The sequence below is a fragment of the Thermoproteota archaeon genome (genome assembly GCA_003352285.1).
Classification (GTDB): domain Archaea; phylum Thermoproteota; class Nitrososphaeria; order Nitrososphaerales; family Nitrosopumilaceae; genus PXYB01.
In genome coordinates this window covers 1-16,203 of the sequence record QQVN01000005.1, presented here as the reverse complement: position 1 = coordinate 16,203, position 16,203 = coordinate 1, and the positions used below count along the sequence as shown (strand labels likewise).

General features: G+C 37.5%; 8 protein-coding genes and 1 rRNA gene. 4 read left to right on the top strand and 5 right to left on the bottom strand.

All coding sequences use genetic code 11. From position 1 onward, the window contains the following. Positions 1–71: 71 nt before the first annotated feature. Positions 72–3,047, top strand: a 23S ribosomal RNA gene (locus DWQ18_06225). Positions 3,048–3,282: 235 nt separating this feature from the next. Next, complete coding sequence (locus DWQ18_06220) at positions 3,283–3,630, top strand: hypothetical protein (protein RDJ32796.1); 348 nt, start codon at positions 3,283–3,285, stop codon at positions 3,628–3,630. Between the two features lie 582 nt (positions 3,631–4,212). Here the strand turns inward: DWQ18_06220 and DWQ18_06215 are convergent. From DWQ18_06215 to DWQ18_06205, 3 genes are read right to left on the bottom strand one after another with little or no spacing between them, the layout of a single operon-like run. Next, a complete protein-coding gene (locus DWQ18_06215; GenBank protein ID RDJ32795.1) occupies positions 4,213–4,599 on the bottom strand; it encodes a response regulator in 387 nt (128 codons plus the stop codon). Continuing rightward, the gene (locus tag DWQ18_06210) at positions 4,586–5,269 is read right to left on the bottom strand and encodes a hypothetical protein (GenBank protein ID RDJ32794.1); all 684 of its coding nucleotides are present in this window, start codon (positions 5,267–5,269) and stop codon (positions 4,586–4,588) included. The genes DWQ18_06215 and DWQ18_06210 overlap by 14 nt, the downstream gene beginning before the upstream one ends. Beyond that, positions 5,270–5,974 carry a hypothetical protein gene (locus DWQ18_06205; protein ID RDJ32793.1) on the bottom strand — a complete coding sequence of 235 codons (705 nt, stop codon included), beginning with the start codon at positions 5,972–5,974 and terminating at the stop codon, positions 5,270–5,272. A gap of 146 nt (positions 5,975–6,120) precedes the next feature. On the opposite strand from DWQ18_06205, the gene DWQ18_06200 reads away from it, so the two are divergent. After that, positions 6,121–6,504, top strand: coding sequence for a hypothetical protein (locus DWQ18_06200; GenBank protein ID RDJ32792.1), 384 nt, complete (start codon positions 6,121–6,123; stop codon positions 6,502–6,504). On the opposite strand, the gene DWQ18_06195 is transcribed toward DWQ18_06200, so the two are convergent. Both DWQ18_06195 and DWQ18_06190 read right to left on the bottom strand, forming a co-directional pair. Then, the gene (locus DWQ18_06195) at positions 6,505–6,750 is read right to left on the bottom strand and encodes a hypothetical protein (GenBank protein RDJ32791.1); all 246 of its coding nucleotides are present in this window, start codon (positions 6,748–6,750) and stop codon (positions 6,505–6,507) included. Positions 6,751–6,828: 78 nt separating this feature from the next. Next, positions 6,829–7,305 carry a hypothetical protein gene (locus DWQ18_06190; GenBank protein ID RDJ32790.1) on the bottom strand — a complete coding sequence of 159 codons (477 nt, stop codon included), beginning with the start codon at positions 7,303–7,305 and terminating at the stop codon, positions 6,829–6,831. A 35-nt stretch (positions 7,306–7,340) separates the two neighbouring features. Here DWQ18_06190 and DWQ18_06185 point away from each other — a divergent pair. Then, positions 7,341–16,203: hypothetical protein (locus tag DWQ18_06185; protein RDJ32789.1), on the top strand; the 8,863-nt coding region annotated here is incomplete at its 3' end.

Sequence of the window (16,203 nt, the reverse complement as noted above, 5' to 3'; positions counted from 1 at the left end):
GTACCTCCCCTTGGAGTACACGCAATGATCGTCGTGCATAGTCGTGTAATATGTGGCTGAATTTGCCGGTGTAAAGACGGCAATAGGTGGATTGCTAGGCTTGAGGAGAGAAGAAGGACGTGGCAAGCTGCGATAAGCTCGGGGTAGGTGCACGCACCCTATGATCCCGAGATCTCCGAATAGGAATCCTGCATTTATGCACTCCATTACAATGGTAGTGGAGATCGAACCGTGGGAATTGAAGCATCTTAGTACCACGAGGAAAAGAAATCAATTGAGATTTCCCAAGTAGAGGCGATCGAAAAGGAAATAGCCCAAACTGAATCTGCTATGGTAACATAGTAGAGATGTGGTGTTTTGGTGTGACATTACGATCCTAGAACATAACCCAAATTTCCTGGAATGTTATGGCGTAGAGGGTGATACCCCCGTAGGTGAAATGGTATAGGATCTTGTCATTACCCGAGTATTTGTCCTTGGTAGTGGGCAAAGAATACTGGAGAAAGTAGCTTCAGAGGCTAAATATCTCTCAAGACCGATAGTGCACTAGTACCGTGAGGGAAAGCTGAAAAGTACCCCGGAAGGGGGGTGAAAAGTGCATGAAACCTATTGCTTACAGACGTGCATGGCATGGAAGGTGATTTTTTCAGACTGGAGGTTCTAGCAATAGAGCTAAAGGTTTGAAGCTCATGTCATCAGTGTCATGCGTTCCGTCTCGAAACACGGGCCAGGGAGCTTACTGTCATGGCAAGCCTAAACCAAGAAAGGTGGAGGCGAAGGGAAACCGAATTCTCGCAACATTGTGAGGAGAAGCGTGTGAAAGTGCGTTGAGTCATGGCGGCAAGGCTAGAAGCCAGTCGATCTATTCCTGAGCAAGACGAAGGCGGGCGAAAGCCCGCTGGAGGTCTATAGCAGTTCTGACGTGCAAATCGTTTGTGTGACTTGGGAATAGGGGTCAAAAACCAATCTAGACTGGCGCTCGCTAGTTCCAACCGAAGCGTCTCGTAGGGCGTGCTTTGTGGAGGTGGTGTTTCCGGTAGAGCACTGATAAGGGGGCGCGGGGAAGAAATTCCTCACCCTCTATTCAAACTCCGAACGGATACACATCGTAGAAACAAGGACACGGGTTCGTGTGACGTAAGGTTCACGACCGAAAGGGGTTTAACCCAGACTGAAGTTAAGGTCCCCAAATTTTTGCTAAGTGTCAAGCCAAAGTGCGTATTTACGCCAAGACAGCAGGGAGGTATGCTCAGAAGCAGCAATCCTTCAAAAAGTGTGTAACAACTTACCTGCCGAGCGTAGTTGCCACAAAAACGGACGGGGCTAAAGCAAAGTACCGATACTTCAGATAAGTTTCGTAAGATACTTCGTGGTAGGTTGGCGTAGTGATTGGGCCGAAGCAGGGCAGTGATGTCCTGTGGACCGGTTTCTATTGCAGATCCTGGCGGCAGTAACAGCATAGTATGGTGAGAACCCATACCACCGAAAGCGCAAGGGTTTCCAGGCAATGCGCTATCAGCCTGGAGTTAGTCGATCCTAAGGATTACCTCAACAGAGTAATTCGAATGGGAAACTAGTTAATATTCTAGTACCTTGCAAGGAGCGTTTGAGCTATATGGTTAGCTTCCGGATATGGAGTGTACAACCGTCGTTGTATCTAACTATTCAAGGATTGGGGAGTGTCGTAATGACGAGAACTGATCCGAGGTAGGAGTGGCTTCGCGTTAGCGGAGTTTTCTTGATTCCAGGAGACCATGAAAGACCGTGTAGTTAGCAAATTGCAAGTTCGTACCCAGATCCGACACAGGTGCGCTGGATTAGTAATCTAAGGTGCTACGGGTATACCGTATGGCGAGGGAATTCGGCAAATTAGTCCTGTAGCTTAGGTATAAGGGATGCCTGCAATCTTCATGAGGAATGGGGATAGCAGGTTGCAATGACAAGGGGGTTCCGACTGTTTAATAAAAACACAGGCGACTGCTAGTCCGAAAGGATTTGTATAGTCGCTGAATCCTGGCCGGTGCCGGTACCTAAAACTTGGGTTCAACCGAGCTAAGGGCCGGTTAACGCCGGGAGTAACTCTGACTCTCTTAAGGTAGCCAAATGCCTTGTCGGGTAAGTTCCGACGCGCATGAATGGAACAACGAGAGCCCCACTGTCCCCGCCTACAACCCGGTGAAGCCACATAAGGTGGACGAACAGTCCATCATCTTCCATCGGGGAGAGAAGACCCCGTGGAGTTTTACTGCAGCTTGTGCTTGACGTATAGTTGACTTTACACAGGGTATCTGGGAGCTATGCTTAACATTCTCTGGGATGTTAGGAAGCGACGATGTAACACCAGATAAAGTTTGCAGTACGTCTAATCCGGTGAAGACCGGAGACATGTGCAGGTGGGCAGTTCGGCTGGGGCGGCACCCCTTTGAAAAGATATCAAAGGGGCCCAAAGTTTAGTTCAAGTGGGTCAGAAATCCACTGAAGAGGGCAAAGCCAAAAACTAGACTGAATGGATTTCCAAACGCACGGAATTCATAGACGAAAGTCTGGCTTAGCGATCCTTCGTGTGCCCACTATTGGGGCCCGGAGGTGACAGAAAAATTACCCCAGGGATAACAGGCTCGTCGCGGGCGAGAGCTCCTATCGACCCCGCGGTTTGGTACCTCGATGTCGGCTTTTCCTATCCTGGTCCTGCAGCAGGGGCCAAGGGTGAGGCTGCTCGCCTATTAAAAGGGAACATGAGCTGGGTTTAGACCGTCGTGAGACAGGTCGGTCTCTGCCTGATGGAAGCGTGGATGTCTGAGGGGAAGTTTCTCCGAGTACGAGAGGAACAGAGAAGCGTGGCCACTGGTTTACCGGTTGTCTGACAAGGCAGGCCGGGCAGCTAAGCCGTTTAGGCTAAGTGCTGAAAGCATCTAAGCACGAATCCTATCCCGAGACAAGACATCCTTTCGTAAGATGAAGGTCGGCAGAAGAAGACTGCGTTGATAGGAAGGTGGTGTAGTATCACGAGCTTCGGCGAGTGGTGAGCCAGCCTTTACTAATAGACCAACACACCGGTTCAGCCATTTACATAGAGACTATGTGCGATGATTCATTTTTGAATCACTTAGCGAATGCTATACACGACATTGCATGATGATTTTTTTCTTTTATCGCTTTTAGCGAATGCTATACACGACATTGCATGATACTTTGAGATTTTTTTCAAACGATGGTATTTGATTATATTTACACGAATGAGGATGCGGAAACCTTTATCACATATTGATTTATGATTACACCATGGACGCCCAAGACGTAGTGGCAAAAGTTCTGAAGATCAGTCCTTCTATTCGTGTTGTAACCATTTGTGACATGAATGGCAAACTAGTTTTCCACGGAAGAAGAAAAGCTGTAAAGAACATTCTAAGCCCAAGTGAAAGTAAAGAATCACTAAAGGCATCGGCACGAAACATGAAAGGCAGAAAGAAACTTGCTCGCAAATTAGGCAAATGCAAATACACTCTGGCTGAATATGAAAAAGTCAAACGACTTGTAATGCCAGCAGGAAATAATCATTTGTTATATGTGACATGTTCTCCTGGCTTTGATCACAACAAAATAGTTCGAAAAGTAAGAACATTCCGATAAAAACAAACTTCTTTTCTAATTTTTTAAGAGATTTTTTACTGCAAGTTACGTTTTCATTTTTGGGAATCTAAAATTTTTATCTTATAATATTAACATGAGTTCATTCATACTATTTTTCATAAATGGAAATAAGAGTCATTTTTTTAAAAAATTAAAAAATTTCATAAATTAATAATTTGCACATGAAGTTATATTCTACCAATTTAATTACAAAATATGTTAAAGAGAATTACAATCATGTTGGATTCTGAATTGCAAAAAAAATTACGCGAACGTCAGGCAAAAATGATAAAACAAGAGAGTAAAGGAGTTAGTTTTTCACGTGTAATTAATGATGCACTGGAAGACTGTTTAAAGAAAAAACGTTAATTCTCTACTTAAAGCTCACTATACGTAAACACTTTTTGCAAAACTAAGATTATATTTTTTATTACTAGAGTTAGAACATGAAAGCAAAATTTAACTCGTCATGTGTATCATGCGGTGCACAAATTCAACCTGGCAAAGAGATCTCAAAAGATTCTTCAGGTAAATGGGTTCACAAACACTGTGCTGATGATTCTGAAGGACTACCTTAATTTTTTACCAAGGTTGATTCATGACTTTAGTCATTACATTGTTTAGTGCAATCCTGTCAAATGGTTTTAGAATATAGTCTCTAGCTCCTAACCTAATTCCTTCATGAACGATTTTTGCATTTGCAGCTGCTGTGATCATAATTATTTTAGCTTTTTTGTTTAACGTTAGCATTGCTTTTAGTGATTGAATCCCGTCTACTCTTGGCATGTAAATGTCTAAAAACACAATGTCTGGTGACTCATCACGAAATAATTTTACTGCGTCATATCCATTGTCTGCTTCTAAGTATTTACAAGAATATGCTGTAGCGTCCAAAATTTCTTTTATTGCAATTCTTATTGCCTCTGAATCATCAACAATTAGGAATTTAACTGACTTACTTGCTAGCATTTTTTATTTCCTCTTTTTCAAGAGATGCTTCTAAACTTTTTAAAATATCAAGCATTGTTTTTGCATCATATTTTTTACTCAAAGAACTTAATTCTTCATCAATCGTTCGTATTGTTTTTTCATCATTGTTGCTTAAGGAATTATATTTCAATGACTCGTCAATTTCTCGCATTTCATTAACCTGTCTTTCTAATTCTGATTCTGTTTTTGATATTGAGCTTTTCAGTTCATTCAAATATGCTTTTGTTACTTGATGTTCTTTTTGAATTGACTCTTTTATTTCAGACAATCTTTTCTTGTCATTTATGAATTGATTTGGATTGCTATCTGCTCTTAGAGTATCGCTTGTTTGACGAAGTAAATCTACTTCTTGATCAAATTTGTGTTTTAGTGCTTTAATCTTGTTAATTTCAGAATTTTTCTTTTCAAAATGTGCATTAACATATTTTATGTATTGTCCTGTGTTGCCTGCTTTATCCATTGCATTCCGAGTTGCCTCCTTTGTTTTTTCCCAATTAGTCTGTGGAGTTTGCGCTTCGTCATTAAAAAACAATGTACGATCTTGTATATCCATAACATCAACATCATCGATGTTTGGATTTTGTGAATCTGCAATGTGACTCCATTCGTCTTCTGCAGAAATTTTTCTGTTGATAAACTTTCTTGCCATTTATTCATCCTCACTTGTTGATAATGACTGTAATATTTTGCGTAATTCATTAACGTTGTATTTTTTACTTAACTCTGCAAGATCTTTTTTGATACTTTCTTCTTTTACCTTTTCTTCTTTTTCCTGAAGCATCTTTTCATTAATCCGTTTTTCAATTCTTTCAATGTCTTTTTCTTGACGCGTAAGCTCTTGCTCGGTTTCTTTTACACGATTTTTAAAATGTTCTAACTTTGATTTTGTAATGTCTTTGTTTAGTGTTAGTGAATGAAGCATCTCTTGCATTGCTTTTGAAGATAATGTTTCTACTTTGGTCTCTTTTAATCTTGTAAGATATTGGAATTCATCTCCTTTCAATGCTTCAATATCTTTATCAAAAGCTTGTTTTGCTTGTTTAATTTTATCTATCCTTGAAAGTCGATCCTCAATATGCGCATTAATATATTTTTGAAATTGATTTGTAGTTCTTGTCTGATGCCCTGCAACTTGTAATTCTTCTTTAATGATTTCTTCTCTTGATCTTGGTTTGTCCATATTTTTTTCAAGAGAAATCTGTCGGATTTCGACATCCATGGCATCGACATCATCGATATTAGGTCCAACTCTTTCCATCCTCTTCTTGTTGTTTTCCTCTTCTTCTTCATACTCTTGATCATAATTTTCATTTTTGTATCGATTGATGAACTTCCTTCCCATGTATTTTGACAAAGTCATTGAGTATTAGGGTTCAGGATGTTTATTCTGGACACACATTTTTTACAAATCTTTAATTGATTTTTTTACTGCTTTTGACACTCAAAGAAAGCACTCATGGCGACGTTTTTATCTCTCTTGATATTGTGAATCAATAGAAATTGGAAAAACAAACCATTCCTCTCAAATTATACAATGAAAAATGCAAAGTCCTACTCCAAGAGGATGAAATCCGTTTTGCTGGAATAATTAATCAGGACGGCGAACTCATATCTGGCGGTCAAAAGGAAGGATTGACTCCTCTTGAAGGCGATGAAACAAAATTAAAGTCATTTATGGAATTTGTATCCAAAGTTTCCATTCGAAAAGAGTTTGACCAAACCTTAGGTCCAATAAACTATCTTGCTGCTAGGCGTGACAAAGTTGTACTTGTGAGTTTTCCTTTTCCAATAAGCAAAGTACTTCTCTTAATCTCTGCAGAACCAACCGTTGATATCGAAAAATTAGCTAATAGAGTCGTAGATATCTTTACAGGCGTAGACTAGTTATCGGTCTCCAGTTCCTACTCCGTCTACCAACTCAACATCAATCTGTTTACCTGGACTGTTTTCTTCTGCAGCAGGGGGAGTAACTGTAATTTCGATATTATCTGACATTTGCATGGAATTATCCTGATCATTGCCAGGTATACCATCAAAATTAATTGAATCTGTAAAGGTAGACCCAACACCAATTCCAATTGCAACTATTACTATTGCAATTCCGATGCCTATTGCTGGACCTTTACGCATAACATGATATGTGATCTGTATTATTAAAATAATTCAGGATAGTTCTCTTTGATGAAATAATTAATTAAATTCTCTTTCCTAAAAGTAAAGAAATCGCTCTTCTTGATTCTGTTCAGTTGTGCCTGAGATCTTTTTCTCAGTCTCTTCTATGTTGTTGATATTCAACTTTTCTTCATCAGAATTTGTTTTGTCTGAAGATTCTTTTTTCCTCTTGCTATTCTCTTTTTTTATTTGATCAATAATTGAGCGTTTCAACATTGATGAAATTGTCATCCCATTATCATTACAAATTTCCATGAATCTTGAATGCTCTTCCTCTGTTAGTTTTGTGGAAACAACGCGGTTGACCATGTCTACCTTTGGTATACTGACCATATAAAGAGGGGTTTTTTCAAATTCAAAAAACAATTCAATTCCTGAAAAATTACCTTGAAAAATCAGCAGACAATTTTTTGAGCAAAAATATGAAAAATGATAATTTTTTAAAAATAATTTTTTAGAAAATTTTGATTTACGAATAATTTTTGAAAAATATTTTGTCCAAACTAAACGCAATCGGAATAATGTATGAATAATTAGTCACAAATCATGTGGAAACAAAGGCCATTGCGGTTGCATTAGTTAGTATTATCTTAATATCGTCATTTTCATTTGCGTTTGCAACATCTGTCTCAATTTATTCAAACATTCCTAATGATGAAATTACATTTTCTCAAATAAAAACAACAAATACGAATGAAAAAATCTCAAAACATTATTCTGTAAATCTATTTGATGGAATTTCTGTTAAACAATTTAATGGAAAAAAATTACCTGTCCCCGATGATGTACGTAACGAAGGAAAAATTTATTCTGTAAATCTATTTGATGGAATCAAAACCTCCTCCGAAAAAAAGACAGAAGGAATTATAACAAAAATCCATAATGGAAATGAACGTCTCGCAATCTGGGAGAGAATTTTCCCATTAGAGCGATTCAAAAATCCAAAATCAATTTACAAAACAATTCAAAATGATTATGGTCTGCATGTAATTCAAACTGATGAAAATGATTCAGATGATAAAAAATTAGAATTTTTAGATGATGAATCAAAAAAATTACTGAAATATTTCGAAAAATCATTTTCCTCATCTGAAATTTTCAAAATTCCTGTCATTCTGACAACATCAGGTCAAAATATTTCTGATGAAATAATAAAAATTGAAAATATTTTCCGCATTGATGCTGAAAAATTTTCATCAGAAAATCCATTTTCCCTGTTAATTATCACGGTACCGTTAGCTGGTCTCATAATCATTCGAATTGAAAATGAAAAAAGTAAATTCTATCAATACAAACAATTTGTATCATTTACATTTGTAATTATTTTATTATCTTCTATTTTGATTACGCCCTATTCAATTGCAAATTCCTACTGGGGATATGCATTTGCCGATGAAGGAACTGATTCAATGATAGATAATTCAACATCGGATGTTATTGTGGATGATGGTGATTACGATGTTCCACAATTATCTGAAATAGATCCACCTGACGATCAAATTAATTCTGAATCAATTGTAGATATTGCACAACCTCAACCATCAAACGTTACTGCACAACCTCAACCATCAAACGTTACTGCACAACCTCAACCATCAAACGTTACTGCACAACCTCAACCATCAAACGTTACTGCACAACCTCAACCATCAAACGTTACTGCACAACCTCAACCATCAAACGTTACTGCACAACCTCAACCATCAAACGTTACTGCACAACCTCAACCATCAAACGTTACTGCACAACCTCAACCATCAAACGTTACTAATTCATTAATTATAATTCAATTAATTGAACATGTTTCTATTTATGATGAATACATATTCGATTATGATCTTATTCACAACCAAAATTCTATATTATTGTCAGAAAATCTATTCATTTACGAAGATGTTGTAAATCATGAATCAATCCAACAACATTTCATTTTTAATCAATTGGGTATCAATGATCGTTTATTATTAAAAATTAATAATCAAACCTGGGATAATTTTTCAGAATATCTCTCTATTAATGATTCATTGAATCTATATCTTAATGATCAACTGATAGAGCAAAAAATTCAGCACCATAATCAAACATTAGATGAACAGTTGGGTATCACATTGTATTTACCAATTGATCCGCCAAAAATAATCTTACCAAATGTAACTGAATCATGGATTAATGGTAATCAAACAAATAATTTAGAATTAATTGGAGATGCAAAAATCCTAAACGATACTGAATTAGATTTAACCTCAATTTCATTAGATGGAACAGATGATTTTGCTGAAACAATTCCCACCAATGCAACAACATACATTACCAATATGACAATATCTGCTTGGATAAAACCTGATTACACAAAAGGTTCTGATGAATTTACAATTGTTTCAAAAGCTAGATCATTTGTTTTATCCATTAACAATGTTTTAACACCACAAAAAATTGCAAAATTTTCAGTATTTGATGGTATCAAATGGACATCAGTAGAATCAAAATCACAAATAGTTAATGGTTGGACGCATCTTGCAGCGAGTTTTAACAAAACCGCAATAATGATTTATGTAAATGGAACTCTCGAAGGGACAATTCCAATTACAGGAATACCATACATAACATCAGATGGTCAAATCTCAATTAAAACAGTTGATGAGATCACATCTGCAAATGATGTTGTCATTGGTGCTGCAGTAACACCTGATATGAAACATTCCGCTGAAAATCTGTATTCTGGTTTAATTACTGATGTTGAATTTTATGATACACAATTATCTGGACACGATATTGAATCAATTTTCATTGCAAACACTCCTGTAGCACGAATTTTCACATTTGAACCAGAAAATTCTACTGAAATTCCTGAATCAGTTCTTCCTACATCGATTACCAATTCTACTGATATGCAAGAGGAAGGAGTTATTCTTTCTACAAATGGAACACAATCTGAAATAATTGCGGTTAATGAGGAAAATCTGAATAATGATTTATCATCTTTGACCGTTTCATCATGGGTTAAACCAAATTACACAAACGGTTCTTCTGAATTCACTATCGTGGGGAAAGAAAATTCATTCGTGTTATCCATAAACAAATTAATTCCACCGGAAAAGGTTGCAAAATTTTCAGTATTTGATGGAATCTCATGGACAACTATTACGGGAACAAAAGCCATTCAAAACTGGTCTCATGTTGCAGGTATAATTAACAAAACCAAAATTTCATTATACGTAAATGGAACTCTCGAAGGAACTGCATTTTTACCCGAACCAATTTCATTTTCTCAAGGAAAACTCAATGTGACACACGCAAATGTTGCAACATCTGAATCCAATGTTGTAATTGGTGCATTAATCAATACTCAAAGAGATGAACCACGCTTTTCAAACTACTTTTCAGGCATAATTGGTGATGCATCAGTTTACAAGAAAGCTCTCACACAAGAACAAATTCAAACCGAGTTTAATGCTTACATTTCCACTCTAAAATCATCAAAAATTTCTGGGTCTACCATTTCTTTGTCAGAAAATATTTTGATAAAAATTGAAAAAATTAGTCTACCTTTTGAAAAAGGTCTACCCGAAATCCAAAACGACTCAAATAAAATTAAACTAAACGAGGATCTCAAATTCGATGATTCCATTTTACTAAATCACAATGGTCAAATCCATATCCAAATCTTTGAACAATTAGGCATTCACTCATCTATTGCCCGCGATGAATCCCATCTACAATTTGTAAATCTGAATGAAAATATGCTCATCAATAATGAGATATTTGCAGTAGATCCAAGAAACCCGTATTATAGTACGCATTTGGGTCTTGATGACAAAATCTCCTTATTCCTAAATGGAATCCCAATTCTTGAGCCAAAGAATAACCCCTCACTACTAGAACATAATGAGATTGAAATTGGAAAAATCGTAAATTGGACCCAGACAGTCATCGTCAATGAAACCCGTTCTCTGGATTCAATTTTAGTGGAAATTCCTGCAGATGCACAAGATATCGCAGTAGAAATTCTCCATGAAAATGATACTGTATCTGAGATATCTCAAGATATGATAACAATTTTGAATGATGATGACGTTAATGATAATTCTACTGATGTTGAGTTACCCGAAAAATTAGAAAAATTCCTAGAAAAACAACAAAAGAAACTCGACAAACTTGCAAAGAAAATTAATGTTACTTCCATTGCTTCATTAGATCTTGCAACAATGAAGGAACTAAAGCAAGTAAAACAGCATGAAAAACCATCCAAATTCATTATAATCAATGAAACTAAATTAGATGTAAATGAAAAGAAATCAGAAAAAATTAAAAATTCTACAAAATCTGATAAAGAATATTTAATTAAATTCGCAACACCAGCACCATATACAAAAGAAAATGACTTTTCAACTGATGTCAAATTCCAAAGAAATGTAACTGTTGCTCACAACTCTACATTACATTATACAAATGTCAAAACATACACTGATCTGCCAGAGTATCTAGTTGAACACAATGTTGATTTCAAATTACACTGGATGATAAACGGCTCAAAGGTGGATGTAACTTTGGATCCACGATTTAATGTTACATTTGTTGATACTGATGGAAATGGAATATCAGACAGAATGAAATGGACTGTTCCACAGCTATCTGAACAAGAATTTGAAGTTGAAGCTGACATTAACATAATCAATGTTCAATCTTATCCCAAAGTAGGAAGTGATTGGACAGTTAGATTTGACACTATTGGCATTGCAAATCTTACAATCACCGCAATTAATGGTACAACATTTGGTGATGCATATCCTGCTGATTTGAAATTTTTAGAATTAACTAATGGCACTCATTCATTAAATTACACAATCAACGGTAATTCTGTTTTCTATCCAAATTACACAAGCAATTCTACAGGTTCTGAAACATCAACTGTAATGACAACTGGCATTCATATTTTGGAATTTAGATTTGGTAATGATGTACAATATGCATTTAACAGTGCAGTGAATAAGAATGGTCCATCTGTAATTTTATTACGCGGTGCAGCCGGTGATATTGATAACACTGCTGATCAAGATATTACTTGGTCAATTGAGGACAGAGAGGACGCAGCATTTGATCACTCTACAGTAACTAATACTGAGCGAATTACCGTTCTTGAAGATGGTGTTTATCGAATTAATTATGGATTGTATGTTACTACTACAAATGATGGTACAGGTAATGATGCTAGATACCAGATTTTATCCCATTTGTTAGTTAATGGTGCAGATTCTAAGGCATGTTATGGCTCTGGGTATAATCGTGGAGGTGGTTCATCTGCATTGGATTCTGTTGCAAAAGGCTCATGTCTGATAGAATTGGATGCCGATTCATATGTGTCTCTCGTTGCTAGAAGGGTATCCAACAGTGCAACAACTGGTGCTGCGCTAACAGGTGCCCAAAGCTGGATACATTTACAAAAAATTGATAATCCTAATGTGATAATTTTACGAGAAGATTCTAACGGCGCTGCATTTAGTTCTGGCAACCAAACTGTCAGTTGGACAGTTCAAAATAGAACTGATAGTAGTTTCACACACAGTCTAGGTACTCCATCTGTTGTCACCGTACAAAATGCTGGTTATTACAAAGTCACCTATGGTGTAGGTGTTACTCAAACAACTAACAACCGTGCATCAACATTTGGCCAAATTCAAACAAACTCCTCCGGAGTTTGGGCTTCTATTCCTTATGGTTGGAGTCACATCAATCAAAGAGGAAACACTGATACCCGTGATGCAGCAGTTGGGGCATCTACCATCTTGTATCTTGATTCTCAAGATGCACTTCGAGTAAACATTGGTGTTGGAAATACAGGTGCTGTAAATAGAAACAGTGTAGCTGATAGAATGCATTTGGATTTAGAATACCTTGGCACTACAGCTCCTGGAAAGATTCTTCAAATCCGTGATGTAAATGGCGGTGATGATCTAGGTGCTGGCACATTTACTCAAAAGTGGGACACTATTGATACACTAGGAAGTGATTACTCATTTACTGCAGATGGTACTGATGTAACAATTCACAAAGCTGGCTTGTATAACATTGCATATGGTATCTATACTAGTGGTCACACTGGTAGTACAAGATTCGAATGGACTACTAGTTTGTATGTAAATGGCACTCAACAGAATGTCTGTTATGGTGGTGGATACAATCGTGGTGATCAAGGAACATATGATAGTATGGAGGGTGGAGCTGAATCAAGCTGTTTCATTGAGCTGCCAGCTAACGTAAATCTATCAATTAGAAATATTGAGACATCTACAGCATCTTCAGACTCTGTGTCTACTACTGCAAATCGTATCTGGTGGGTAATTCACAGTATGGATCCAACCTATCTCTCACTATCAGAAAACTTGGGAATCTCAGAGCCTGAATTACCAAACAAACCCTCACACCTTCATCTTAATGAAAATCTTGGATTGCAAGACGAACTATTCACATTATCTGGCAAATTTGCGTCTTTTACAGAAAATATTGGATTTAATTCACCTGAGTTAAGAACTGACTATTCCAAGATAATTCTAAGTGAACAAGTAGGAATCAAAGATCGTGTTACTCAATTTGGCTCTGAAGACTTTAGGATTCAACGAGACTGTACAATTATGTCAAGTGGCTCAACTACATCTACTCTTACTGCAGGCTCTGAATATGATGCTCCATTTGGTGAAGCGTTTGTAAGAATTGTTAACACCAGGCTTACTGCAAACGGTGTAACTTCTGGCGGTGGAAATCAAAATCTCAATGACTTTAGTGCATACATTAGTGATGCATCCGATATGACAAACCAAATTGTATTTACAAGAAATTCAAATCCTGCATCTGATGATCGAATTTGCTGGGAGATTGTAGAGTACATTGGACCATCTGATGGTCCTAATGCTATTGATGTTTTGGATATCGATACAGTGACTTATGCCTCATCATCTACAACTGCCTCTGGCGCATCCGTTACTCCAGCAGATGATAACGATGTTGTTGTTTTCATTACAGGTCAAGCTGGATTTAATGCCGGTATCAATGATTGGAATGAAGCACTATCCACTGCAGAGTGGGATGCTGCAAACAATGAACCTGACTTTACTCGTGGTGATGCTAGCGGTACTGAGGATGCTAATCAATTATCATACGCAGTAGTTGAATTTACTGGTAAACATTGGAAGATTCAAAGAGTTGAGCACTCTTACATTGATGGCAATGCTGGAAATCTTGAAACCGATGACATTGAAGCAGTAAATTCTCTTTCTCGTGCATTTTTGCATGTGCAGCATCGCGCTGGTGGAGCAATGGATGATTTACAAGAACTAGGTGCAGAAGTTTATCTAAATTCTACTGCTGATGGCGTTGGTGGGGACCCTGGTATCTCTTTCATGTTAGACGTTAATGCTGCTGATGATGGTGGTGAAACAGAAAGTGAAATTGTTTCTGTTGCTTGGGTTATTGAAAATACCCAAGTGGGTAATGGTCTAAATGTTCAGCATGTTGGTAATACTCGCGGTACTGGCGGTGGAGAAGAGGAGACTTGGACAGAAACCATTACTGCTGTGAATTCACTTTCCCAAACCTCTATCATGGGTGAAACTTCCACTTCTACTGGTACTGGAACTGCCTATCCAAGAGGTGCTATTGCTTTGCAGTTAACTGCTGATAATACAGTGACATTGTATCGTTCTGATACCGGACAGTCTCAATCTTACAGATTTGATGTAGTTGAATGGCCTAAAAGACCAAAGGAGCGTACCATAACTGACTCATTATCTACATCTGATTCAATTTCTAAAGTAACTAGCTTTGCAAGAACTATAACTGATGATGTAGTTACACTCACTGATCTTACTCCTGACTCTGTTACTTCATTTACAAGAACAATCACTGACTCATTATCTACATCTGATTCAATTTCTAAAGTAACTAGCTTTGCAAGAACTATAACTGATGATGTAGTTACACTCACTGATCTTACTCCAATTTCTGCTACTTCATTTACAAGAACAATCACTGACTCATTATCTACATCCGATTCTGTTATTGGTGTTGTTCAATTCACACGTACCATAACTGACTCACTATCCACAGATGATTCCATAACAAAGGTCACCTCATTTGGCAGAACAATCACTGACTCACTATCCGCAGACGATTCAATTGCCATATCTACTTCATTTACAAGAACAATCACTGACTCATTATCTACATCTGATTCTGTTATTGGTATTGTTCAATTCACACGTACCATGACAGACTCACTAGCAGCAGCTGACACCATCACTACTGCAACATCATTTGGCAGATTATTCTCCGACTCACTATCCACAGATGATTCTATTGCAGTATCTGCATCATTTACAAGATCAATCACAGATTCAGCTTCCTTTGATGACACCATCACTACTGCAACATCATTCACACGTACCATGACAGATTCATTATCAGCTGCTGATTCCATTGCAAGAGTCATTACATTTGGCAGAACAATAACTGATTCACTATCCACAGATGATTCCATCACAAAGGTCACCTCATTTGCTAGATTATTCTCAGACTCACTATCTACAGATGACACCATCACCACTGCAGTATCATTTACCAGATACATGACTGACTCACTGACAGCAGACGACGTCATAGCTGTATCAAATTCATTCACACGTACCATGACAGACTCACTATCTACAGATGACACCATCACCACTGCAACATCCTTTGCTAGATTATTCTCAGACTCACTATCCACAGATGATTCTATTGCAGTATCTGCTTCATTCACACGTACCATTACAGACTCACTATCCACAGATGATTCTATTGCAGTATCTGCTTCATTCACACGTACCATGACAGATTCATTGTCAGCTAGCGATTCTATTTCAAGAGTCATTACATTTGGCAGAACAATAACAGACTCACTATCCACAGATGACACCATCACCACTGCAACATCCTTTGCTAGATTATTCTCAGACTCACTATCCACAGCTGACACCGTAACAACATCAACTGCATTCAACCGCTTCATGACTGACTCACTAGCAGCAGCTGATACACTTCTTGCATCTGTCCAATTCACACGTACCATGACAGACTCACTATCTACAGATGACACCATCACTACTGCAACATCCTTTGCTAGATTATTCTCAGACTCACTATCCACAGATGACACCATCACAACTGCAACATCCTTTGCTAGATTATTCTCAGACTCACTATCCACAGATGACGCCGTAACAACATCAACTTCATTCAACCGCTTCATGACAGACTCACTAGCTGCAGCTGATACACTTCTTGCATCTGTTCAATTCAACCGTGCAATAACTGATTCACTATCCACAGATGATTCCATCACAAAGGTCACCTCATTTGCACGTCTATTCACTGATGCTG

Excerpts from the sequence above, each read along its gene's own strand:
- DWQ18_06215 (RDJ32795.1), bottom strand. The coding sequence starts at position 4,599 with ATGCTAGCAAGTAAGTCAGTTAAATTCCTAATTGTTGATGATTCAGAG.
- DWQ18_06195 (RDJ32791.1), bottom strand. The coding sequence starts at position 6,750 with ATGCGTAAAGGTCCAGCAATAGGCATCGGAATTGCAATAGTAATAGTT.
- DWQ18_06210 (RDJ32794.1), bottom strand. The coding sequence starts at position 5,269 with ATGGCAAGAAAGTTTATCAACAGAAAAATTTCTGCAGAAGACGAATGG.
- DWQ18_06220 (RDJ32796.1), top strand. The coding sequence starts at position 3,283 with ATGGACGCCCAAGACGTAGTGGCAAAAGTTCTGAAGATCAGTCCTTCT.